Origin of the sequence: Pseudomonas sp. D47, assembly GCF_045447305.1 — a bacterium.
GTDB lineage: Bacteria > Pseudomonadota > Gammaproteobacteria > Pseudomonadales > Pseudomonadaceae > Aquipseudomonas.
This window is the reverse complement of record NZ_JBJGXU010000009.1, coordinates 1-22,882: the sequence shown is the minus strand read 5'-3', so window position 1 is coordinate 22,882 and position 22,882 is coordinate 1. Positions and strand designations below refer to the sequence as shown.

The window sequence follows — 22,882 nt, the reverse complement described above, 5'->3', positions numbered from 1 at the left end:
AGCGTCCAAGCCGGCATTCCCACGCAGAGCGTGGGAATGATCGTCTATACGGGCTGCAGTTTTTGCTCGAACACGGAGACTCCATCCAGGTCGCGCAAAATCACCGTCAACTCAGCCGTCTGCCCATCAATCTGCACCTCACCAAAAAACTGAAACCCGGCAAACGGCGAGGTGTTTTGCGCAGGCGGCGCCTTCTCGAACACCACCTCGGGGCCAAAAGTTTTATCCAATGGGTTAGGCCCAAAACTCCCCGCATTTAACGGCCCCGCGACAAACTCCCAGAACGGCTCGAAATCCTGAAACGCCGCCCGGTCCGGGTGATAGTGATGCGCCGCACAGTAGTGCACATCCGCCGTCAGCCACACGTGGTTACGCACCTGTTGCGCGCGCAAAAAACCCAACAATTCGGCAATCTCCAGTTCACGGCCTTGGGCCGGGCCAGGGTCGCCGTTGGCAATCGCTTCCCAACGCGGTACGCCGGGGCTGACCTCGCCGTCGGGCACGCCTAGGCCGATAGGCATGTCAGCGGCGATGACTTTCCATTGCGCCTGGGAGGCCTTGAGTTCGCGCTTGAGCCAGTCCAGTTGCTCACGGCCAAGGAAGGGTTTTTCAGCGCCCAGGTTGTCATCGTTGGGGCCGCGATAACTGCGCATGTCCAGCACGAACACATCCAGCAACGGGCCGTAGCTGAGCTTGCGATAAATCCGCCCGCCGCCGTCGGCGCTTTGCCGGCGCATCGGTGAATATTCCAGCCAGGCCTGGCGTGCACGGCCAACAAGGGTGTTGATATCCCGGGTTTGATAACGCTCATCGAGCTGCTTGCTCGGCGACCAGTTATTGACCACCTCGTGATCGTCCCACTGCCAGATCTGCGGCACCTCGGCGTTGAAGCGGCGCACGTTTTCGTCGAGCAGGTTGTAGCGGTAGTTGCCGCGATATTCATCCAGGGTTTCGGCCACTTTGCTCTTGGCTTCGGTGGTGATGTTGCGCCAGATGCGCCCACCTTCGGTGGTCAGCTGCGCCGGCACTGGGCCGTCGGCGTAGATGGTGTCGCCGCTGTGGATAAAGAAGTCCGGCAGGCGCAGGCGCATGGCTTCGTAGATGCGCATGCCGCCGATGTCGGGGTTGATGCCGAAGCCTTGGCCGACGGTGTCGCCACTCCACACAAAACGGATGTCGCGACGTTGCTGCGGCACACTGCGCAAGTGGCCGAACCACGGCTCGCTGGCGACGCCGGTCTGGGCGTCTTCAAAATGCACGCGGTAAAAGATCGCCTGGTCGACCGGTAACCCAGTGAGCTCGACGCGCGCGGTGAAGTCGGTGCGGCTGTCGGCCAGCGGCGAAATGAATTTGCGCGGGTTACTGAACACGCTGCGGGTGTCCCACTCCACCACCATTTTTGCCGGGCGGTCGCTGCGGCTCCAGATCATCGCGCGGTCGCCCAGCAGGTCGCCGGACTGCACCCCATCGGTGAGTTGCGGCCGGTCTTTGACCGACGCGATCACAGCCGGAGCGAGGCCCGGCAGCAACAGGCCAGCGCCGACGGCTTGCATCACGCGGCGACGGCCGAGGTCGAAGTGGCTCATGCAGGTGCCCTCTGAATATTCAAAAGGGCAACTTAACCATGCCCGGATGAAGCGGTTATGACAGCCCCAGTGTGGGATGCAGCCGTCAACGCATTACTCGGCGACGAAGACTGCGCTGATTTTTCCGCTGCGATAAGCCTCGAATATCTGGCCAATGCTGGATTGGGCATCGCCCTTCGCCGTGAAAATCCCGCCGCAACCTTGGTTGGCAGCGGCGTAACGCTCATCGTCCATCAGCACCTGATGGGCTTTCTTCAAGTTCCAGAACGGAATACCGGCAAACAGGTGGTGGGTGAGGTGGTAGTTATCGCCATGCATACCGATGATCAAGCGCTCAAGCAGCACGGGGAAGCGGTTACGGGTGAGCTCCACCTCTTCGTTGTAGAGACCGAACCTGCCGAAGTGCTCAGAGACTTCGGATAACCAGCCAATCACCTGGAACACCGTGAAATACGGCACCAGCCAAAACAATACATAGGCCCATGGCCCGATGAAGTAGCTGAAAACCAGCAGCAACACCGCGTGAGCAGCCAACAGTTTCAAGCCCTGCGACGGGTTGGCCACAACGTCCCCAGCTCGGTTTTTCACGAGGTAGAGGAAGTAGCGATAGGTATTGGCCAGTGTCAGGCTCTTGAGCAAATGCCCGATCAAGAAATCGAAGCGGTCGGTCGCGTTATACAAGCCCGATTCAATGTAATAGCGATGGTCCGGATCTTTATCGGGGTCACCGAGGTTGTGATGGTGAAGCTGCACATGCGAGCGACGGTAAGCCTCATAGTTTTGAAAGATCGGGTACCCGAGCAGGTACTCGCCGATGATTTTGTTGAGCTTCTTACTTTGGGTCAGCGTCATGTGCGCCGCTTCGTGCAGCAGCGAAGCCAAGGCGCGTTGGCGGGACCCTATAAACAGCAGCGCCAGCGGGTACAGGTAGTGGTAGCGATCGGCAAAAAACACCGCCAGCGCGATAACGGCCACGTCGGCCAATACTGCCAACATCCAATGCCAGTTGTCCTTTTGGTAAAGTGCACGCAGGCGCTGTTTCACTTCATTGGAAGGGTTAAATCTTTTTACGTTACCCATCAGAATTCCTTTTCCTCAACTCGAGGCGCTCAGTGCAATTAACGCTGATGCGCGACACTATGGCAACAAGTCACACCCCACGAGATTGATGGTCACCCATTAATACCCGAAGTAACTTCCGACGTTTATAAATGCTTTGCCTGATCGATTCATTCACATAAGGAGACTGCTTTGATTGGCACCTGATCATCCCACATGACCGGCGACGCTGGCGCGACACCTCCCTCAGTTTTATAACATGCGATTATTACAACTTGGCCAACAACGCCATAAATACACCGACATCCTCAAGATTATTCTTGTTATTAATTGACAGGCGTACGAAGCGATCATGGCCTTGCCCCAACATATAATATGGCGTGTGCGAGGCATAACCTGGCCAGCTGTTCACACCCTGCGTGCGCATATAAGCCACCAGTTCGGTAGCCGAACAGCGATCATGGGTAAATGCAATGATTCCCGCCTGTTGCGTACCCGGGGCGATTACATGGATGTGCGCCGTCTGTGCCAATTGCTGATACAGGTGTCGGTAGACCCCACGCTCAACGCTGTAAGCCACCGATAGACGCTCTTTGATCGCCTGATTCAACCCAACAACGGCCGCGTTATTGCGCTCGGCATATTCATAACGCCGGGCATCATCGGCCCCCAGGCTTACGCCCCCTTGGGCGTCCACACTGGCCCTGCTCAGGTCGGTGAAGCGCGGTTGTGCAGCCGCCAGAAAAGCATCGGACAGGTAGGCAAACCCCGTACCTCGAGGCCCGCAAAGAAACTTCCTGCCCGCAGCCGTCAGCACATCAGCGCCAATCGCCAGCATGTCCAGAGGCAGCAAGCCCGCAGATTGACAGGCATCGACAAAGTAGTAGCACGGGAAATCGCGCAGGATGTGACCCACCGCCTCAACATCATTCACGATGCCGCAGCACGAAGGCACATGCACCACCGAGACCAGCATGACTTGCGCACTCATGTGCTGCGCCAGCCATTGCAGATCCAAGTCGCCATTGGGCAGCAGTGGCATGACGTCAATCACGATACCGTAGCGGCGCTGTAACTCGGACAGCGCGATCAGGTTGCCGGCGTACTCGTAAGGCGTGACCACGACACGCGCACCGGGGGACCAGTTCAGCGCGTTCAGCGCAGTGATCCAGGCCTTGGTAGCACCGTCGAAAAGTGCAATGTTGCGTGGTTTGGCGCCGAGCAACCGAGCGATGTTTTCATACACTTCGCCGTCCAGCGTTGCCGCGTAAGACAGTTCGGTTTCATAGGCGCCGGTTTCATATTCCTCTTGCAGGTAAGTCTGCATCAAACGCAATGTTTCAGAGGAAACGCGCCCCGCGCCTGCCGTATTGAAATGGATCATTAATCAGCCCTGTGCCGTGAACCCATAAAATAGAAACCGCTCGCCAACACGATACACATGGACAATACATAGAACATCGCCTGAGGCGCATAAAACGACAACGCCACGCCACAGAGTACCGGCCCGAGCGCCGCGCCCAAGTTCGACAAGTTCTGCGCGCCGTAATAAACGCCGCGCATATCTTCCGGCGCGATGTAATCAATAAACAAGTACTCCGCCGGTATGATGATGATCTCGCCCACGGTGAAAATAATCATTGCGAGTACCCAGACAACCGGTACCTGTGCGTGAGCGAAGCCCATCAGCCCAACCACAAAGAACAGCATCCCCAGCATCAACATGCGGAACAGGTTGTGCTGATTAATCCGAGAACCGATCAGGTATTGCAGGCTGATAACCACACAGGCGTTGGTGGTCACCAGGTAGTTGATAATTTGATAGGCGTTTTGCGGGTCACTCGTCACGATCAGGTATTGCGACAAGTAGGCCGTGAATTGCCCGAAGACGATCGCACTGAGAATGCCGCCGACGGTGAAACACACCAGCCGGTAGTTCCTCAGCAAATGCATCAACACGTTGGCAAAACTCGTCCCGGCCGCGTCACTCGCCACGGCCGATGGCCGAGGAATTCGCGCCCCAACCAGCCCATACAGTACGACAAAAACCGCCCCGATCAGCGCGGCCGCCGCAAACGGCAGGCCGGGACTGACTTTGGCAAACAGCACACCCAGAAAAGGGCCGATGGCATAGCCGACGTTGGTCAAGGTGTACTTGAGCGAGAACACCCCGCCGCGCTTGTCCGGCGCCACCAGGAAACCTATGCCGGATTTCACCGCGATATCCACCACCGCGTAGGCCAGGTTCACCACCACAATCGAGATGATGAACGGCACTAGGCTGGTGACCTGGAAGGCCACCGCAAACGCGAGCGCGAACACCGTGGCGGCAGCGAGCATGATCCGGTAGTTGGAGAACCGGTCCACCAGAAACCCACCATAGACCCCAAGAACTGAACTGACGATCAACGCCCCGCCGACGGCAAGGCCAATATCGGCCACTCCCAGACCGAACGCCTCAGAGAAGTAAATAACCAGATAGGGCAGCGCCAACGCCCGGGCAATGGTCAAGATAAAGGTCGCCGACAGCAGCAGGATCACTGGCCGGTCATAGACTTTGGCTTGACTCTGGATTACCAGCCCCTCCGAGACTTCTTTCATATCAGCATTTCCCTGTAGACGCTTGGCTCGTGCTCACGCAGCAGCTCAATGCTGTTCTGAATGTTCGCGCGGTTGCTATCGAGGATGAATACATGACCGGGGCTGTTTTCCAGGGAGACGGTTGGCTTGAGCACGCCTTCATCCTGGATTTTTATGCTGTGTACGCCGGGGATCGCCTTCCACGCCGTGATGTCCGGTGTGCGTTTGATCGGCCCTGCCTGGCGAGCAATAAGGAACACACAGCTGGAATGAAAGTAGAGCTTTTTTCGCGGCCGCTGGCGGTAATCGAGAAACGCTTGAGGGTTAACTAGCGAGTCGATCCACAAGCTCAACTGGTTGTGCCCCAAGGCGCGGGTATAGGCCGACAGATCGATGCCGCCCGGCATGCGTGCAGCGGTTTCAAGCAACACGGGCTGATCATCGACGATCATCAATTCGCTATGCCCGACACCGTGCCGGATGCCCAAGGCGTCGAGCACGCAAAAGATGTAACTCGACAGTCGGCTGTAGACGTCGGCATTGTCCACCGGGCACATCAGCTGGTTGTAGTCATGCACCGGCGAGGCACCGATACGGGTGCGGTAAACGCGGATAATTTCACTGACATAGTGCAGGCCATCGACACTCACGGTATTCACGCAGTATTCGATGTCGACATCCTTGGATTTGCTCAGCAACAACTCGGATTTGAAATCGGAGTTATCCAGGTATTGCTGCACCAGAATCGTTTCATTACTTTCCAGAAAGATGTTGCGGCTGGATTTGATGACCTCAAAGGCGTGTTCAATTTCGCTGACTTGCGTGCAAATATGAATATTATCGGAGCCCGCGCTTTTCACCGGTTTCAACACCACCGGCAACATGTTGTGCTCCTTGACCCACTCCAGAATGCTCGGCAGCGAATCTGATTTGAAGTGTTTGATCGAACGCACACCCGCCTGCGACAAGGCCTCATGCATTTGATACTTATCGCGCCAGCGCACGGCGTGGGCCGGATTGTTATGGCGCTCGACATTGAATAGCGCAGCCAGATGCGCAGCCATTTCAACCCCGAACTCACAACCGGCCAGTACGAACTGCACGTTGTACTCGGACAATGCCTGCTGCAGTTCGGCATCCGAACGGTAAAGCAGGTCGTGGATAAAGTCCCCGGTGCGCAACCAGGCTTGGTAAAACCCATTCACTTCGGCGGTCGAGCGCACGTGCACACATTCATACCCACGTGAGATGAACGCGGGCGCGATCAAACTGCCAATCGAATAAGCATCGACGATCAGTACAATATTTTTCTTATAAATCACTGGGCGACCTCCCGCGCTGAAGCGAATTCACGCACAGCGGCCTTAATAATGCCGGCCGCCTTGAGGACATCGGCACGACTAATATTGATGTGCGGCATGAAGCGCATTTCCCGCGCGTTATAAGGCAAGCCGGCGATACCTTGTTGACTCAGGAACGTACTGAATTGCATCGGCGTGACACCCAGCGAAGAAACATCCAGGGTCACCATATTCGTGCCTTTGTAATGCGCAGGCGTCTCATCGATATCGCTGAGCAAACGATGCAGCAAGGCCGCATGCTCATGATCTTCGGCCAACCGCTCAATATTGTTGTGCATCGCGTAAAGCCCGGCAGCGGCCATCATGCCGGCCTGATGAAGATCGCCGCCAAACCACTTACGGTATTTTTTGGCACGCTGAATCAACTCTTTGGAGCCGACCATGATCGAGCCCACAGGTGCGCCCAATGCCTTGGACAGGCACATGGACATGAGGTCGGCGTTTTCCGTGTACGACGTCACGTCAATGCCGGAGGCGATAGAGGCATGGAGGATGCGTGCACCGTCCAGATAACGATAGGCATCGATCGACTTGGCATAACTGAAGACGTCGTTCATCTGCGCCAAGGGAAAGATCGCGCCGCCTTTGCACCCCAGGGTATTTTCAACCACCACCACGCGCGGCAAGGCATAGTTCTGATTCCAGCGGCAGCGGGAGGCGTAGAGCTTTTCCAGGTCACTGACGTCGAACAAGCCGTTTTCATGGGATGACAGCGAAAAGTTGACCCCCGAAAACGCCGACGTCGCCGCGGCCTCGTAATAGTTAATGTGATAGGAGGCATCCAGAAAAATCTCATCACCTGGCTGGGTGAGGGACTTGATAGCCAACTGGTTACTCAAGGTGCCACCCGTGGTGAAGAGCGCCGCTTCCTTCTGGAAGTAATTGGCACAGAACTCCTCAAGCGCACGCACACTCGGGTCTTCACCGAAACATTCATCCCCGACTTCCGCCTGGTAAATAGCCTTGCGCATGCCTTCCGTTGGCTTGGTGACCGTATCGCTTCTGAGATCGATAAACATAAATGCTCCGTTAATAACCTGCGCCAAACGTGATACGGGATGGGTCGTAGAAGTCAGCAAGCGCCTCGAGGACGTTGTCCGGTGACTCCGCCAGGCGGTGCAGGAAATGCAGGTACCAACTGTCACCATAGACCGCCGCAATGCGGCAGGTCAGGCCGGCTTCTCGGGCGCTGCGCAATACTTCAGGTTGGACGCCGTGGAGCATTTCCAGCTCCTCGATCTTCGAGTGGTAACCCCCCTCGAACAGGCGCTTGATCAAGTTGGGATCTTGCGTTGCACAACTCACTGGAACATGGGCGGCCAGTAAATCATCAAGCAACATCAAGTAACGGTTATCCAGTTCTTCACCACGGGGCAAAGCAATGTCGTGCGCTTCGTTATAGACGCCTTTGACCAATCTGACTTTTCGCCCATAACTAATGAGGCGAGGCAAGTCATTGACGGTTCGGTGCAAGTGCGCCTGTACGGTCATACCCACATTGTGATGAGCCGGCGCAAGTTCGGCATACACTTCTAGAATTTTATCGACGGCCGAAGAGTGCTCCATGCTGATCATTACCGGGATATCGTGCTGAGCCGCCGCCGACAAAATAGTCGCAGCGTTGCGATAAGCCGTTTCCTGAGAAATGAGCATGCCCACAGCACTTAAATCAAAGCCCAACTGTGGTTTTAAACCAGCGTCGGCAAATCGTTGAACAGCACTCAGGTACTCGCTGACGAAGCGCTGTACAACCTGCGGGTCGTGATTCTCTTCCCCCACATACTCCACACCAAGCTGATAGCCTTTAGCCGCCAATGTGTGCAACTTACGGTTCAGTTCCTGCGCGTCCGAGGCAATAATGTAGCGATGGGCAGCCTGCTCGAACAACTTGAAAAATAAAGAGTTTTTATTGAATGCGTCACGACATTCCTGATTAAGCACCAACTTCTTAAGCCCTGCACACGCCAGTGTATAAATTTCCTTGGACGGCACTTTTTTCTCCTTACTAACGAGGGTTGCGCAACTACAAGCTTCTTATAAAACAGCACATTTAACGTATTACAAATGCTTCTACTTATATCCATTAACCGCTGCGCTTAGACAAAGCGCTGCCTGCCGGACAAATGCCTTTATTCGGCATAAGACGGGAATATTAATTCATGAGGAAACGTGGGCTGTCGATGCCGAACGGCGCGCTATTAATCAGCTGCGCCGCAGCAGAGGTAGGCGTTCTCACCCCAGCCCTGATACAAAAGAGCGTCGGGGGAGCAAAACAAAGCCGCCCCATGAACAGGCAACCAGAGCAAACAAGTTGCGGGTTCGAAAAGGGTTCAATATCAGAAGTGCTGAAAACAGGACACTGACTGTCACCCGATATCTTTTTAACGCCACCAGCATCCTTGCCTCGTCGATCAATAGGTCACTTTTATGACAGCGTTTATAGCCAATCACTGACAGATGTTCATGCACTTAGATTACCGCCGTGCCACGTTCTGATTTATGATCTTTTTTACCAGATAGGTGGAACTGAATTCATGGATACAGGGTGTGTATGTTTTCCTCAGAACGCTTGAAAGGGATTGATGTGTTCGTCTGCGTCTCGGAGACCGGTAGCTTCAAGGCTGCTGCCGAGAGAATGAATTTGACAGGCTCCGCCATCAGTAAAAGCGTCGCCCGGCTGGAGAGCCGATTGGGCACCCGACTCTTCCAACGCACCACCCGAAGCCTGGCGCTGACAGATGCGGGGACCGCGTTCTACAGCACCTGCATCGGTGTGCTCGCCGACCTTGAAGAGGCCGAGCTGTCACTGCAAATCGAAAATACCGAACCGCGTGGCCGGATTCGAATTGACCTTCCAGGCGCGTTCGGCCGTGCGCAAGTGCTGCCCACCCTCCTGCGGTTTATGCAGGATCATCCGCTGCTGATTCCGCACGTGACGTTCTCCGACGGTTTGATCGACCCGTTCCAGGAGGGAGTGGACGTGGTCGTGCGCATTGGTGGCACAGACATCTGGCCCGAACGCGTGGCGCATCGTTACCTGGCCAGTGAATGGCATACCTTCTGCGCATCCCCGGCCTATTTGGCCAAGCACGGCACGCCTCTCACGGATCAGGACCTGGAGCACCACCAGTGCATCGCCTATGGCTGGGTGGACGGCAACATCACCCCGTGGGGTTTCGCAGGCGCACACCCCGGCGCCATAAAACGCCAGCCAGTACCCGCCCAGTTGGTGATTGGCAATGGAGAGGGGTTGTTGATGGCGGTCATGGCGGGCTGTGGGATCGCGCAACTACCCTCGTGGCTGATTAATCAGCAGCTGGAAGAGGGAACATTGGTGGAGGTGCTGCCCCATTTGGCGACCGAGGGCATGCCGATCAACCTGGCCTGGGTCAAAAGCCGTCAGGCGCTGCCAAAGGTCAGCGCTCTGCTGGATATGCTGACTGCCAGCCTGACGCCAGCGGGCGGCATATTAGGTGGGCTTAGGCGAACGTAACACCGTTGAGATGCCAGGCGACCCCGAGGTCGCCTTTCCACGCCGATGGGCAACTGCGATCACCCAGGCTCAGCTACCACGCCGTAATCCCATTGCCGGTTCGCGCCGTCAGGTCGGTACGGCCGCCAGCTCGACGGCTTCCGGGCGCTTGATCAGCGCGTACACCAACCCCGTCAACAGGCTGCCGGCAACGATTGCCAGCAAGTACAGCAACGCATGGTTCATGGCATTCGGGATCACCAACACAAACAAACCGCCGTGGGGCGCTGCCAGCTTGCAGCCAAAGTACATCGACAGCGCGCCGGTCAAGGCGCCACCGGCGATGCTGGCCGGGATCACGCGCAGCGGGTCTTTGGCCGCAAACGGAATCGCGCCTTCGGAGATAAAGCACAGGCCCAGAATCATCGCGGCCTTGCCGGCTTCGCGCTCGGTCTGAGCGAACTTGCGCCGTGCCAGGAACGTGGCGATGCCCATGCCAATCGGCGGCACCATGCCAGCGGCCATGGTCGCGGCCATCGGCGCACCGCTGGAAGCCGCCAGCAAGCCGACGGAAAACGCATACGCCGCCTTGTTGATCGGCCCGCCCAAATCGACGCACATCATGCCGCCCAACAGGATGCCCAGTAGCACCGCATTGGTGGTGCCCATGGTGCTGAGAAAGTCCGTCAGGCTAGTGAGCAGCCGCGCGACCGGCGGCCCAACCAGATAGATCATCGCAAGACCGGTGAATAAACTCGCCAGTAACGGAATGATCAGAATCGGCTTGAGCGCCTCCAGGCTCTGCGGCAACTTCACCGCACGGGTGATCAGCTTCACGCAATAACCGGCGAGGAAACCGGCGAGGATGCCGCCGATAAAACCCGCGCCCAGAGTACCCGCCAACAACCCGCCAATCATGCCTGGCGCCAGGCCAGGACGGTCGGCAATCGAGTAGGCGATGTAGCCCGCCAGCAGCGGCACCATCAGCATGAAGGCCTGGTCGCCGACGGTCTTAAGGGCGGCGGCCAAGGTGCCTTTTTCTTCAAAGGCATGAATACCGAACACAAACGACAAGGCGATCAACAAACCGCCCGCCACCACCATCGGCAACATGAACGACACGCCGGTGAGCAGGTGTTTGTACACACCGGTTTTTTCTGACTTCTTGGCGACCGCGCCGCTGGCGGCACTTTCCACCGCACCTTCGGCCAAGGCCTTGTTGAGCGTGGCTTCGGATTGTTTGAGGGCAATGCCGGTGCCGCAGCGATAAATCTTCTTGCCGGCGAAGCGCTCGGTGGCGACTTCGATGTCGGCGGCCAGCAACACCACGTCGGCATTGGCGATGGCCTCCGGGCTTAAAGGCGTGCGCGCGCCCACCGAGCCTTGGGTCTCGACCTGTAAGTCGTAGCCCAGGCGCTTGGCGGTTTGCTGCAAGGCTTCGGCAGCCATAAAGGTGTGGGCCACGCCCGTCGGGCAGGCAGTGATTGCAACGATACGCGGCGCGTTTTTAGCGGTTTGCGCAGTCGCCACATAGACCGCAGCCTCTTCGGCGCCGCGACGCAATACCGCGTCCACATCCGCCAGCGCCTGGGCCGGCGTGCTCTGGAACACGCGCTTGCCGACAAACCGCTGCATATCCACCGGCGTGCTGCTGACCAGCAACACCCACTCGGCCTCATCGATCGTGGCCTGGGACAACTGGCGTTCCGGGCGCTGCACGTCCACCACTTCGACGCTGGTGCGCAAGCCTTGGCGCTGCGCAGCAGCGTCCAACAAGCGGGCGCACAGCACACTGGTGACCATGCCGTTCGGGCAGGCGGTAACAATGGCTAACTTCATCACAAACCCTCTTATTGTTCTGTCAGCGCGCGCACGTGGACGCCGCTTTCGAGACGCGCCAACTGCGCGTGATCGCTGATGCCAAACCCGATCTGCGTGACCGCCATCGCCGCAATCGCCGTGGCGCGCCGCAGGGTGGTTTCCGGCAGATCAACACTGAGCAAACCGTGCAGCATCCCGGCCAGCAACGAGTCGCCCGCGCCCACCGTGCTGGCGACGCTGACCTTGGGCGGTGTGGCGTGCAGCGCAGTGCCCGGGCTGAACCAGTTCACACCGTCGGCGCCGTGGGAGATCACCACATGCTCCACGCCTTGGGCGTGCAGGCGTTCGGCGGCCAGGGCCTGTTGCGCGAGGGAATCGGTGGAGCAGTCGAGCGCTTCAGCTAATTCTTCAGTATTGGGTTTGATCAACCACGGGCCAGCCTTGAGACCTGCGCGCAAGGCTTCGCCGCTGGTGTCGAGGGCGACTTTCAAACCGAGGCTTTTCAGGTGCTCCAGCAAGCCTTGAAACCACTGCGCGCTGATGCCACGCGGCAAGCTGCCGGCGACCACCACCGCATCGTGACTCGGCGCGATCAGCGTCAGTTGATTGAGCAACGCCTGCTGGGCCTGCTCAGTGACCTGCGGCCCTGGCGCATTGATGTCGGTGACCCGACCGTCCTGCTCGGCGATCTTGATATTGCTGCGGGTTTCACCCGGCACGCGGATGAACGCATCGGCAAAACCACGCCGGGCGATCAGCGCCTCAAAGGCTTGTGGATTGTCTTCGCCGAGAAAGCCGCCGACGGTGACTTGATGGCCGAGGTCCGCCAGCACTTGGGCGACATTCACACCCTTGCCAGCGGCATGGGTCAGCAGGGTTTCGCTGCGGTTGACTTCACCCGGTGCCAGGTGCGCCAGGCGCACCGTGAGGTCCAACGCCGGGTTCAGCGTCAGGGTCAGAATCTTCGCCATTTACACGGCCTCCACTAGGGCTCGCACTTGCGCAGGCGAACCTACCGCAAGGGCTTTTTGCGCCAGGCCCTGGGCCTCGCTCAGACTGAATTCACGTACCCGCGCTTTCACCTCAGGAATGCTACGGGCAGACACACTCAACTCATCCACACCCAGGCCGATCAGCACCGGCACCGCCAGTGGGTCCGCCGCCAGTTCGCCACACACGCCGACCCATTTGCCATGGGCATGGGCGGCGCGCACGGTGATGTCGATCAGTTGCAGCACCGCCGGGTGCAGGCCGTCGGCTTGGGCCGACAAGGTCGGGTGGCCACGGTCGATGGCCAGGGTGTACTGGGTCAGGTCGTTGGTGCCGACGCTGAAAAAGTCGACTTCCTTGGCAAGTACCGGCGCCAGCAACGCGGCGGACGGCACTTCGATCATGATGCCCAGCTGCAAGTCGGCCACCGGGATTTCCAGGCGCAGGCGCTCGGTCATGTCACGGGCGGCGCGCCATTCATCCACGCTGCCGACCATGGGGAACATGATGCGCAACGGCCGGTTATCCGCCGAGCGCAGCAGTGCACGCAATTGCGCTTCCATGATCTGCGGGCGTTGCAACGTCAGACGAATACCGCGCACGCCGAGGAACGGATTCTCTTCCCTGGCAATCGGCCAATACGGCAAGGGTTTGTCGCCGCCCACATCAAGGGTACGCACCACCAACGGGCGACCGCCGAGGCCGTCGAGTACGCGACGGTATTCGGCTTCCTGGGTGGCCTCATCCGGCGCTTGCGGGTGGGCCATGAAAATCAGCTCGGTACGCAGCAGGCCAATGCCTTCGGCGCCCTGCTCCACCGCAGCGGCGACGCCGGCGCTTTCGCCGATATTGGCGAACACTTCCACGGCGTGGCCGTCGCGGGTCAGGGCCGGCTCATGGCGCTGGGCCGAGGCGGCTTGCAGGCGTTGTTCGCGGGTGTCGCGTTCGACCGTGGCGCGTTGCAAGGTGGCGGCGTCGGGGGCGACGTGCAGGCGACCGCGTTGGCCATCAAGCAACAACGGCGTGCCGGACGCCAGCAGCAACACCGCCGCGCCCGCGCCAACCAAGGCGGGAATGCCCAAGGCGCGCGCGACGATGGCGCTGTGCGCCGTGGCGCCGCCACGGGCGGTGAGAATGCCGGCAACGCGGGCCGGGTCCAAACGGGCGACGTCGGAGGGGCCGACTTCGTCCATCACCAGGATGTAGGGTTCATTCGGCTCCTGGGCGGTGTCGAGGCCACACAGTTGCGCCAGCACCCGGCGGCCAATGTCACGCAAATCGGCAGCGCGCTCGGCGAGCAAGGCATCCTGCAACGACTCCTGCTGCTTGGCGGCGGCTTCGATCACGCTCATCCACGCGGCTTCAGCGCTTTCGCCTTGCTTGAGCCGGGTGTCGACTTCGTCGGTCAGTTCCGGGTCGTCGAGCATTTCCTGGTGGGTGATGAAAATTTCGCGAATGGCTTTAGATTGACTGCGCTCGATCAAGCCTTGGATATCAGCGCGCACATCGCTGAGCGCGGCGTGCAAGCGCTGGCGTTCAACCGCTGAAGATTCGCCGCGCAGTGGGTAGTCGAAGACTTGCTGAACCTGGATATGCGCAGGGCCAATGGCGATGCCCGGTGCGGCGGCGATGGCCTGGACCTGGCTGCCGGCCTGCGGCGCGCTGATCACCGGTTCAATATCGAATGTTGCCGGTTGGGCACTGACGGTCGGCAGCGCTTCGACCTCTTCACCAAGGCCTTCTTCGACCGCCGCCAGCAACGCCGGCAGTGCATCGCCGGCAATCGTCGGCTCAGCGACAAACTCCAGCACCTGGCCGCGACGCGCGCCAAGGCTCAGCAGCTTGCTCAGGCTTTTCACCGACACGGCGCCCACCGGGCCATCTATGACGCGCACGCGGATATCGCCGTCAAAATTTTTCGCCAATTGCGCAAGGATCTTCGCCGGCCGGGCATGCAGGCCGTGGGCGTTGGCCAGGGTGATGCGCGCACTCGGCCAGTCCGGCGGCAGTTCGCCGCCGAGCACTTCGAGCACCGCACGGCTGCTAGTGGCGCGGCCGAGTTCCTGGCCGCGCCCTTCAATCAGCAACGCGCATAGGCGTTCCAGCAAGGTCTGGTGCGCTTCGCCGAGGCTGGCCAGGCAGAACAAGCCATTGAGTGGCTGGCCGAGGTAGCGCATCGGTTTGTCCGGCGTCACGAACGCAAGGCCCGGGCGCTTCACGGTCTGCTCGCTGTGCAACCACCACAGGCCATCGCCCAGCGGCAGCGCGTCAACTTGTTGCAACACGGCGGCAAAGCCGTTGCTCACACAGTCAGCCTGGCGCAGCAGGCGTGCACCTCGCCAGACCAGCTCTTCAAAATCATCGGCGGACACGCCGAGGCTGATCATCTGTGCATCCAGCGCCAGTTCCTGCGGCGCACCTTGCAGCAGTTTCAGCAAGGCTTCGGCGGAACTGGCACGTCGCAGCGCCTGGCCCAGGTCGGTCTCGCCGAGGGCGCGGGTCAGCAATTGCAGCAGGCGCAGGTGTTCATCGGATTTGGCCGCGATGCCAATGGCCAGGTAGACGATCTGGCCGTCGCCCCAGTCCACCCCTTCGGGGAACTGCAGCAGGCGCACGCCGGTAGAAAACACTTGGTCGCGGGTTTGCGGGGTGCCATGGGGGATGGCAATACCTTGGCCGAGAAAGGTCGAGCCTTGGGCTTCACGGGCTTGCAAGCCACTGAGGTAACCCTCGGCGACCAGGCCATCGGCCACCAATTTGTCAGCGAGCAGGTGCAAGGCAGCAGATTTATCCACAGCCACCTGGCCCATGGATATCTGCTCTACAGTGAGCTCAAGCATGCCGTTCTCCTAGTTAGTGCGGTGTGCGCACTAGGTATTGTTTTGAATAAATCAGCGTACGGGCGTTCATAAATAACTGACTAAGTGGTCAATTGGCAGTAGCCACTCAGCGGCGAACATCGTAAAAATACGCCTGCTGAAACGTTTAATCTAGAATTTATGGCAGATTACGCGTTAATTGCGCAAGCTTGAAGGACCACTCGGCACTTGAGCTCAGACAATAGTCGTGTGCAGTAATCGGTTACGATCGGACAAAATGTCGGGGCAGGCTCTAAAAAACAAGGAAATCCCGGTTTGAAACTCAGTGATATCGCACGTCTGGCCGGTGTGTCCGTTACCACCGCAAGCTACGTCATCAATGGCAAGGCCGCACAGCAACGTATCAGCCCCGCAACCGTGGAGCGGGTACGGGCGGTGGTCGACGCTCATGGTTTTACTCCAAACCCCCAGGCGGCCGGGCTGCGCAGCCGGCATACACGCACCTTGGGCTTTATCCTGCCGGACCTGGAAAACCCCAGTTACGCACGGATCGCCAAGCTGTTGGAACAAGGCGCGCGAGCACGCGGCTATCAATTGCTGATTGCCAGCTCCGATGATGAAGCCGACAGCGAGCGTCAGTTGCTGCAACTGTTCCGCGCGCGGCGCTGCGATGCGTTGTTCGTCGCCAGCTGCCTGCCGGCCAGCGATGACAGCTACCGCGAGCTGCAAGCCAAAGGCCTGCCGGTGATTGCCATCGACCGGGTGATGGAGCCGGGGCAATTCTGCTCGGTGGTCAGCGACGACCGCCAGGCCTGCCAGCAATTGACCAGCAGCCTGCTGCAACCGGTGCCCAAGGAGATCGCATTAATAGGTGCACGGCCCGAGCTGAGCATCAGCCAGGAGCGTGCCGCCGGCTTCCGCGAAGCCCTGCAAGGGTTCACCGGTGACGTCATCATCGAAGAGGGTGAAGCCTTCAGCCGTGATTGCGGCCGACAGCTGATGGAGCAACTTCTCCAGCAACTGGGGCATTTGCCTGACGCACTGGTGACCACCTCCTACGTGCTGCTGCAAGGCGTGTTTGACGCGTTGCACGACTTCCCGCTCAAATCCCGACCGCTGCGCCTGGGCACCTTTGGTGACACCCAATTGCTGGACTTTCTGCCGTTGCCGGTCAACGCCATGGCCCAGCAACATCAGCTGATTGCCGACACCGCACTGCGCCTGGCCCTGGCCGCCATCGAAGAAGAACAGTACCAACCGGGCGTGCACGCCATCGGCCGGACCTTCAAGCAGCGTATTCACGAGGCTTGAGCGTGGAACTGATCGACACCCACACCCACCTGGACTTCCCGGACTTCGACATTGATCGCCGGGAAGTGCTGGAGCACAGCCGCCAACTCGGCGTGCAGCGCATGGTGGTGTTGGGGGTGTATCAGCAAAATTGGCAACGGCTGTGGGACCTGGTGCAAGCAGATGAAGGCTTGTTCGCCGCCTTCGGCCTGCATCCGGTGTACCTCGATGAGCATCGCCCCGCCGACCTGACCGCGCTGGGCGAATGGCTTACCCGCCTGCACGGCCACCGCCAACTGTGCGCCGTCGGCGAGATCGGCCTGGATTACTTTCTCGAACAGCTGGACCGCGAGCGCCAGCAAAGCCTGTTTGAAGCCCAGTTGAAACTGGCGGTGGACTTCCAGCTTCCGGCCTTGCTGCACGTACGCCGCAGCCACGCAGCAGTGATCGCGACCCTCAAGCGCATCCGCCTGCCACGCGGCGGCATCATTCATGCGTTCGCCGGCAGTGTTGAGGAGGCTCGCGAGTACATCAAGCTCGGCTTCAAGCTGGGCCTGGGCGGCGCGGCCACCTGGCCCCAGGCGCTGCGCATGCACAAAGTACTGGCCCAACTGCCCCTGGAAGCCGTGGTGCTGGAAACCGATTCGCCGGACATGGCGCCCGCCATGTACCCGGGCCAGCGCAACAGCCCGCAACACTTGCCGGACATCTGCACCGCCCTGGCTGAACACATGGGCATCAGCCCTTTATTGTTGGCCGAGTCGAGTACGCGCAACGCGTGCGAGCTGTTCAATTGGTAGCGTGTTGACCGCCTGCAAGTCCAACGTCAGTCGTTGCCGGTGACGGGCATAACGCAGCACCAGAAAGTGCACCAGCACCACTACCAATGAAATATTCAGCTGCCCGATCACACTGATCAGCCCTACCCACTCGGCCACCAGCGCCACGACCATCACCACGCAAGTCAGCACGATCATGCTCGGGCGCACCATCGCCCAGTGGTCCAACGACTTGAACTGGCGCTGTTGTTTGGGGCAGTTCAACTGCAAGATGCGCTGACAGTAAGGGCATCCAAAGGGCTCATGGATAGCAATGGCGTTCAGCTGCCAAGGCTTGAGTGAAAACGTGATGTCGCAATGGGCGCAGTGCCCTTTGACGCCGATAACAGCGGTCATCGCCGTGCCTCCCTTGGTCTGTGACTGGTTGAAACAAACTCTCACCCCTTCACGCACTCAGAAAAGATCCACAGGCAAATCAGGACGGGCACCACACCACACAAGGATAAATTCCTACGCCCCGGACCTACACACGAAACGCCCCAATCAGTTGCTTCAACTCGATGACCTGTATTGATAGCAGTCGGCTGGCGGCCTCGGTCTGATGCGCACCTTCGGCCGCATGCTCGCCGGCACGATTGATTTCGACGATGTTCTGATCGATATCGTGGGCGACGGCGGTTTGCTGCTCCACGGCCGCGGCAATCTGCTGGTTCTGATCGACGATCATGCCGACGGCACCGAGGATGTTTTCCAAGGCCTGCTGGACCTTTTCCGACTGCCCCACGGTGCCATTCGCCATCGCATGGCTGGTGCCCATGGCCTTCACTGCCGCACCGACCCCGCTGTGTAATCGGCTGATCATCTGTTCGATTTCTTCGGTGGACTGCTGGGTGCGCCGGGCCAGGGTACGGACCTCATCGGCCACCACCGCAAAGCCTCGGCCCTGCTCGCCGGCACGCGCCGCCTCAATCGCGGCATTCAGCGCCAGCAGGTTGGTTTGTTCGGCGACGCTCTTGATCACCTCCAACACGCTGCTGATGGACTGGCTGTCGGTGGCCAATTGGTTGATGACCCGTACCGACTCATCAATCTCCGACGCCAGGCGCGCGATGCTGCTCTGCTGGGATTGCACCAGGCCACGGCCGCTGACCGTTTCATCGTTGACGCTGTGGGCACTGCTGACCGCCGCCGCCGCGCTGCGCGCCACTTCCTGGGCGGTGGAAGACATCTGGTTCATGGCTGTCGCCACCTGTTCGATCTGACTGCGCTGCCCGGACACCGCCTGGTTGCTCTGAGCGGATACGGCCTGCACCTGGCCGGCTTGCAGCTCGACCTGGCTGACGGTGTGGCCGACACGCTCGATCAGGTCATGAATCTTAGCCACGGTGCCGTTGAATACCTGGCCCAAATCCCCCAGTTCATCGCGGCTGTCGGCGACAAAGGTGACGGTCATGTCGCCGGCCGCAACCTTGCCCATCATCGCCCCCAAGCGCCGCAAGGTGGTGCGGGTCGAGGCGTAGAAACCGGCATACAGATAAAAAATCAGCAAAAACACCGCCGCCAGGGCCGAGACCAGCACCACCATGTGCGTTCGGTTTTGCGCCAGGCGCTGCTCAAGTTGCTGCTCGAGGAAGGTCAAAGTCGCTTCATTGAGCTGGTAGGTCTGGGCCATCAGCTTGCTGACGTCTTCGTAGAAGGCCTGCCAGGGCGCATCTAGGGTTTCGGCCATCACCACCTGCTCTTCAAACACTTCACTGCCTTGCTTGAGGCTCGCGCTGCTGGCCTTGGCCTGGCTGTCGAGCGCGGCATGCGCGGCACCGCTGCCGCCCAGGGCATCCTGCAACTTCAAGGCGTATTCGGCCTGGAGTTTCTCCACCTGTTGCAGCAGTTCGTCAAAGCGCGTACTGGAGGATGAATTGAGAAAGCCTTGGCCCAGGGAATACGCGCCCATGGCGCGCCCTTCGCCCAACGTTTGGGTGACTTGCGGGGTGACACTGGTGACCAGCTCGCTGAGTTGGCGCACATCACTCTGGGCATCACGGCTCAAGCCAGACTGGCTGGCGATGATCTGGCTGAGCATCTGGGCCTTGTTGAGCAATTTGCCGATCAGCGCGCTTTTGCTCAGCAGCGAGGTTTCTTGTTGCTGAGCCTTGAACGCGGCGATCATCTCGTCGCGTTTGCCGTCAAAGGCGCTGATTTGCTCAGGGTCGGTGGTCATCGCATTAAGGCTTTGCAAGCGACTCAGCACGCTTTGTTCCAAAGCACTGATCTGGCTTTCAAGATCGCCAGCCTTGCCGGATTGGCCGAGCACCGCGTTGATCTGCACCTGGTTGTTGAGGGTTTCCAGATCGCGACGTAGGGCCAGGCTGCTGCCGAGCAGGTCGAGACTTTGCAGCTCGATGCGGGTGCCCTGGAATTCAGACCAGGAATCGCGCACCAGGAAATAATTGGTTGCCAGCATCGGTAGCAGGAACAACACGCTGATCAGGCTGAATTTCATGCCGAAACTCAGGCGGTTCATCAGCGCTACGGCGGGATAGAGCAAGCTCTTCACAGGTGAACTCCCTTTCTTATTTTTATTGAGGCGCAGGGGCACGGCAGATAGCCACTATTTGGCGCTGTGTCTGTATAGCTCAATCTGAAAGGGAGTTTTGTAACGTAAGGTTAACGACTTTAAACAACGGTGGGAGCGACGGTGCGAGTCGAATCCTCGCACCGCCGCTCCCACATTTTTGACCGCGTTCGCTTAATTACGGCAACACAGTCCAGATAGCAAACCCGGCATACCACAGCACCGCCGCACGCAGCAGCAACTCCCACAGCCGATCCAGGCTATTGATACCGTCAGCCCCCACCACTGGCGCCGGAATTTCAGCGGCCACCAGGCCAACCTTCTCCACCAGTTGTGCGGCGCTGATGTCCCAGCTCAGCAGCTCATGCAGCATCACCCGACCGACCGCAACAAAATTACCCACCAGCGCAAAACTTGCCGCCAGCAGGCGCACCGGCAGCCAGTCAAACGCGTGGCGCAACTGCCCGGCACGTTCGGCGACCAAGGGGTTCTGACTATGCTCGCTGGCCAACGCCAGCAGTCGATAGGCCAGTGCGGCGACCGGGCCCAACAGGAAATACCAAAAAATCACCGCGAAAAAGCTTTGATAGGCCTGCCACAGCAGATGGCCCTGCACCCGCTCCAGCAACTGCTCGCCACTGTCGGCCGCCACCTTCAGGTCGCGCTCGGCCACGTGTTCGGCGGCCTGCAGATCGCCGCGACGCCAGGCATCGCGAAACGGTCCAAGCCCGGCCAATAGATCGCCACGCCCCAGGCTATAAATCACCACCAGCAAGTGCACCGGCAGCGCCAACAGGCCATAAGCCACCGGCTCCAGCACCATCAGCAACAGGGCTAGCAAGGCCACCGGCAACAACACCAGCAGTACTAAAATCAACCAGGGCCGCTTGCCCATGCGCGCGCTAGATTCCAGCTTGGCCAGCTCACGCAGCCATCCACCGTCACGCTGCAACCGCCGACGCAGGGCCGAAAACTTCTCGATCCAGACCGCCAGCACTAACACCAGGAAACTCATCGTGCGTGTCCTCCATCCTGCAGGGCGCTGCGAAAGCGCGTCCAATCAAAAGCCTGGCCCGGGTCAGTCTTGCGTCCCGGGGCGATATCACTGTGGCCACAAATACGCTGCTGGGTAATGTCCGGATACGCCACCAGCAGCTGGCGGGCCAGGTCGATCAGGGATGCATATTGGGCCTCGGTAAACGGTAGCTCATCGGTCCCTTCCAGCTCGATGCCTAAAGAGAAGTCGTTGCAGACTTCACGCCCCCCAAAGCTGGATATCCCGGCATGCCAGGCGCGGTCCAGGCACGATACAAATTGCGTCACGGTACCGTCGCGTTCAATCAGAAAATGCGCAGACACCCGTAGGTCGGCAATACCTTCAAAGTAGGGATGTTCCGTGACATCCAGGCGATTCTGGAAAAACTCATGCACCTTGCCGGTGGCAAACTGCGCCGGGGGCAAACTGATGTTATGCACCACCAACAGTGAGATTTCGCCTGCGGGGCGCTCGTTGTGGTTGGGCGAAGGGCAATGACGAATGCCCTGGCACCAACCGCTGGTGGGGTCCAACTGCATACAGGTTCCTTGAATGAGACGAGGTATCACCAGTATGCCGCGTTCAGCCCTGCGGTTGCGATCACTTGCCGCGATTGAGTTGACGCAGGTTACCCACTACGCACGCCAACGCGCGGTCGAACAGCAACCCATCGTCCAAGGTGCGCAGCGCGCCGCGCTTGAACGCCATGGCCAATTGGCCGGCGGTTTTGTCCAGGACTTTGAGCCCGGTACGGCTGACAAAAATATAGCGGTTGGCCGGTGCCATGATCGCCGTCAGCTTGCATCGCAGGGTGGCGACTGCCTCTTGCTGGAACTCAACCCAGCCGCCAATGCGCAGTTGATGAGCCTTGAGCAGGTCCGGGTCATCGCTGGGCAGGCCTTCCATGGCGTCAGGCAACACGGCACCGAATGAAAACGGCTCACGCACCTTGATCAGCACATCAAGGGGCTCGCCTTCGCACGATTGAACATGCATGGCCTGCAAGCGCACAAAAAACTCACGGGTGCTGAAGGAATCGAACGCCGCGCGGGTCAAGCCGTTGCGCAACGCCGTGAGCAACCCAGGCAGTTGCTCCAGCAGGTGCCGCCCGGCCTCGGTGTCTTTCTGCAGGCCCACGCTCCAGATCAACTCGTCCATGGTCCGTACTGCCGACTGCCACTGCACCGACTGTTCGCCTTGCTTGAGGCTGGCCAACAACAGCACCTGGCTCCAGGCCTGCTGCAGAAACTCCACCACGGATTGCGGCAACACCTTGCCGAGCAAGCGCCGGTTAAGCAGGTCAGCCACACGCTCACGGGCGGCTTGCGTGCGCACACGCCCTTCTTCGGCTTCGCGGGTGTGCTGTTCAAGCAGCTCGCTACGGCGGCGTTCATCCAAGGTAAACGCACTGAACTGCGCCAGCAGTTGGGAAAAAATCGCCAGGTCTTCGACGAAGTCATTCAGCAAGCACTGCACCACTTGCTCGATCTGCAGGTACAGGCTGTCACGCTGATAGT

18 protein-coding genes and 1 pseudogene are annotated in these 22,882 nt (G+C 59.3%); 3 read left to right on the top strand and 16 right to left on the bottom strand.

From position 1 onward, the window contains the following. Positions 1-44: 44 nt before the first annotated feature. The 7 genes from ACI77I_RS08865 to ACI77I_RS08835 all read right to left on the bottom strand — a co-directional run bounded on the left by ACI77I_RS08865 (position 45) and on the right by ACI77I_RS08835 (position 8,578). Entirely contained in the window at positions 45-1,586 is a 1,542-nt protein-coding gene (locus ACI77I_RS08865; protein WP_094948967.1) for an alkaline phosphatase, read from the bottom strand. Positions 1,587-1,679: 93 nt separating this feature from the next. Continuing rightward, positions 1,680-2,666: a guanitoxin biosynthesis L-arginine gamma (S) hydroxylase gene (gene gntB, locus ACI77I_RS08860; protein ID WP_263274499.1), complete on the bottom strand. Its 987-nt coding sequence runs from the start codon at positions 2,664-2,666 to the stop codon at positions 1,680-1,682. 247 nt (positions 2,667-2,913) lie between these two features. Beyond that, positions 2,914-4,029: an aminotransferase class V-fold PLP-dependent enzyme gene (locus ACI77I_RS08855; protein WP_406997343.1), complete on the bottom strand. Its 1,116-nt coding sequence runs from the start codon at positions 4,027-4,029 to the stop codon at positions 2,914-2,916. Continuing rightward, entirely contained in the window at positions 4,029-5,246 is a 1,218-nt protein-coding gene (locus ACI77I_RS08850; RefSeq protein ID WP_406997342.1) for an MFS transporter, read from the bottom strand. Before ACI77I_RS08850 ends, ACI77I_RS08855 begins: the two co-directional genes overlap by 1 nt. Then, the gene (locus ACI77I_RS08845) at positions 5,243-6,547 is read right to left on the bottom strand and encodes a hypothetical protein (RefSeq protein ID WP_406997341.1); all 1,305 of its coding nucleotides are present in this window, start codon (positions 6,545-6,547) and stop codon (positions 5,243-5,245) included. Before ACI77I_RS08845 ends, ACI77I_RS08850 begins: the two co-directional genes overlap by 4 nt. Next, positions 6,544-7,605 carry a threonine aldolase family protein gene (locus ACI77I_RS08840; protein WP_406997340.1) on the bottom strand — a complete coding sequence of 354 codons (1,062 nt, stop codon included), beginning with the start codon at positions 7,603-7,605 and terminating at the stop codon, positions 6,544-6,546. The genes ACI77I_RS08845 and ACI77I_RS08840 overlap by 4 nt, the downstream gene beginning before the upstream one ends. A 10-nt stretch (positions 7,606-7,615) precedes the next feature. Continuing rightward, positions 7,616-8,578, bottom strand: coding sequence for a proline dehydrogenase family protein (locus tag ACI77I_RS08835; protein ID WP_406997339.1), 963 nt, complete (start codon positions 8,576-8,578; stop codon positions 7,616-7,618). Between the two features lie 559 nt (positions 8,579-9,137). On the opposite strand from ACI77I_RS08835, the gene ACI77I_RS08830 reads away from it, so the two are divergent. Continuing rightward, on the top strand, positions 9,138-10,079 hold the full coding sequence (locus tag ACI77I_RS08830) for a LysR family transcriptional regulator (RefSeq protein ID WP_242154424.1): 942 nt from the start codon (positions 9,138-9,140) through the stop codon (positions 10,077-10,079). A gap of 108 nt (positions 10,080-10,187) precedes the next feature. Here ACI77I_RS08830 and ACI77I_RS08825 read toward each other — a convergent pair whose 3' ends face one another. The 3 genes from ACI77I_RS08825 to ptsP are packed head-to-tail and all read right to left on the bottom strand — an operon-like array spanning position 10,188 to position 15,709. Then, positions 10,188-11,897, bottom strand: coding sequence for a PTS fructose-like transporter subunit IIB (locus ACI77I_RS08825; protein ID WP_263274495.1), 1,710 nt, complete (start codon positions 11,895-11,897; stop codon positions 10,188-10,190). Positions 11,898-11,908: 11 nt separating this feature from the next. Further along, the gene (pfkB, locus tag ACI77I_RS08820) at positions 11,909-12,850 is read right to left on the bottom strand and encodes a 1-phosphofructokinase (RefSeq protein ID WP_406997338.1); all 942 of its coding nucleotides are present in this window, start codon (positions 12,848-12,850) and stop codon (positions 11,909-11,911) included. After that, a complete protein-coding gene (gene ptsP, locus ACI77I_RS08815) occupies positions 12,851-15,709 on the bottom strand; it encodes a phosphoenolpyruvate--protein phosphotransferase (RefSeq protein ID WP_406997337.1) in 2,859 nt (952 codons plus the stop codon). A 294-nt stretch (positions 15,710-16,003) separates the two neighbouring features. Here ptsP and cra point away from each other — a divergent pair, with 294 nt between their 5' ends. Together cra and ACI77I_RS08805 are read left to right on the top strand one after the other, a co-directional pair. After that, complete coding sequence (gene cra, locus ACI77I_RS08810; RefSeq protein ID WP_406997336.1) at positions 16,004-16,999, top strand: catabolite repressor/activator; 996 nt, start codon at positions 16,004-16,006, stop codon at positions 16,997-16,999. 2 nt (positions 17,000-17,001) lie between these two features. Beyond that, positions 17,002-17,778, top strand: coding sequence for a TatD family hydrolase (locus ACI77I_RS08805; protein ID WP_406997335.1), 777 nt, complete (start codon positions 17,002-17,004; stop codon positions 17,776-17,778). Here ACI77I_RS08805 and ACI77I_RS08800 read toward each other — a convergent pair. From ACI77I_RS08800 to ACI77I_RS08775, 6 genes and pseudogenes are all read right to left on the bottom strand, one after another. Continuing rightward, positions 17,725-18,153, bottom strand: coding sequence for a hypothetical protein (locus ACI77I_RS08800; protein WP_094948954.1), 429 nt, complete (start codon positions 18,151-18,153; stop codon positions 17,725-17,727). The two genes, ACI77I_RS08805 and ACI77I_RS08800, sit on opposite strands and share 54 nt — an antisense overlap. A 127-nt stretch (positions 18,154-18,280) precedes the next feature. After that, positions 18,281-18,985: a methyl-accepting chemotaxis protein gene (locus ACI77I_RS08795; RefSeq protein ID WP_406997371.1), complete on the bottom strand. Its 705-nt coding sequence runs from the start codon at positions 18,983-18,985 to the stop codon at positions 18,281-18,283. 153 nt (positions 18,986-19,138) lie between these two features. Further along, positions 19,139-19,342, bottom strand: a pseudogene (locus tag ACI77I_RS08790) (HAMP domain-containing protein); the annotation flags it as partial. 1,165 nt (positions 19,343-20,507) lie between these two features. Then, positions 20,508-21,344 (bottom strand): regulatory signaling modulator protein AmpE, encoded by an 837-nt coding sequence (gene ampE, locus ACI77I_RS08785; RefSeq protein ID WP_263274492.1) that lies wholly within the window; start codon positions 21,342-21,344, stop codon positions 20,508-20,510. Continuing rightward, positions 21,341-21,904 (bottom strand): 1,6-anhydro-N-acetylmuramyl-L-alanine amidase AmpD, encoded by a 564-nt coding sequence (gene ampD, locus ACI77I_RS08780; protein ID WP_094948951.1) that lies wholly within the window; start codon positions 21,902-21,904, stop codon positions 21,341-21,343. The genes ampE and ampD overlap by 4 nt, the downstream gene beginning before the upstream one ends. A 61-nt stretch (positions 21,905-21,965) precedes the next feature. Further along, positions 21,966-22,882 (bottom strand): DUF1631 family protein (locus ACI77I_RS08775; RefSeq protein WP_406997334.1); only part of this gene is annotated, 917 nt, incomplete at its 5' end.

What these genes read in the sequence shown, in the direction of transcription:
- ACI77I_RS08850 (WP_406997342.1), bottom strand. Translation starts at nt 5,246, where the DNA reads ATGAAAGAAGTCTCGGAGGGGCTGGTAATCCAGAGTCAAGCCAAAGTC.
- ACI77I_RS08840 (WP_406997340.1), bottom strand. Translation starts at nt 7,605, where the DNA reads ATGTTTATCGATCTCAGAAGCGATACGGTCACCAAGCCAACGGAAGGC.
- ACI77I_RS08865 (WP_094948967.1), bottom strand. Translation starts at nt 1,586, where the DNA reads ATGAGCCACTTCGACCTCGGCCGTCGCCGCGTGATGCAAGCCGTCGGC.
- ACI77I_RS08830 (WP_242154424.1), top strand. Translation starts at nt 9,138, where the DNA reads ATGTTTTCCTCAGAACGCTTGAAAGGGATTGATGTGTTCGTCTGCGTC.
- ACI77I_RS08825 (WP_263274495.1), bottom strand. Translation starts at nt 11,897, where the DNA reads ATGAAGTTAGCCATTGTTACCGCCTGCCCGAACGGCATGGTCACCAGT.
- ACI77I_RS08855 (WP_406997343.1), bottom strand. Translation starts at nt 4,029, where the DNA reads ATGATCCATTTCAATACGGCAGGCGCGGGGCGCGTTTCCTCTGAAACA.
- ampE (WP_263274492.1), bottom strand. Translation starts at nt 21,344, where the DNA reads ATGAGTTTCCTGGTGTTAGTGCTGGCGGTCTGGATCGAGAAGTTTTCG.
- ampD (WP_094948951.1), bottom strand. Translation starts at nt 21,904, where the DNA reads ATGCAGTTGGACCCCACCAGCGGTTGGTGCCAGGGCATTCGTCATTGC.
- pfkB (WP_406997338.1), bottom strand. Translation starts at nt 12,850, where the DNA reads ATGGCGAAGATTCTGACCCTGACGCTGAACCCGGCGTTGGACCTCACG.
- gntB (WP_263274499.1), bottom strand. Translation starts at nt 2,666, where the DNA reads ATGGGTAACGTAAAAAGATTTAACCCTTCCAATGAAGTGAAACAGCGC.
- ptsP (WP_406997337.1), bottom strand. Translation starts at nt 15,709, where the DNA reads ATGCTTGAGCTCACTGTAGAGCAGATATCCATGGGCCAGGTGGCTGTG.
- ACI77I_RS08800 (WP_094948954.1), bottom strand. Translation starts at nt 18,153, where the DNA reads ATGACCGCTGTTATCGGCGTCAAAGGGCACTGCGCCCATTGCGACATC.
- ACI77I_RS08795 (WP_406997371.1), bottom strand. Translation starts at nt 18,985, where the DNA reads ATGTCTTCCACCGCCCAGGAAGTGGCGCGCAGCGCGGCGGCGGCGGTC.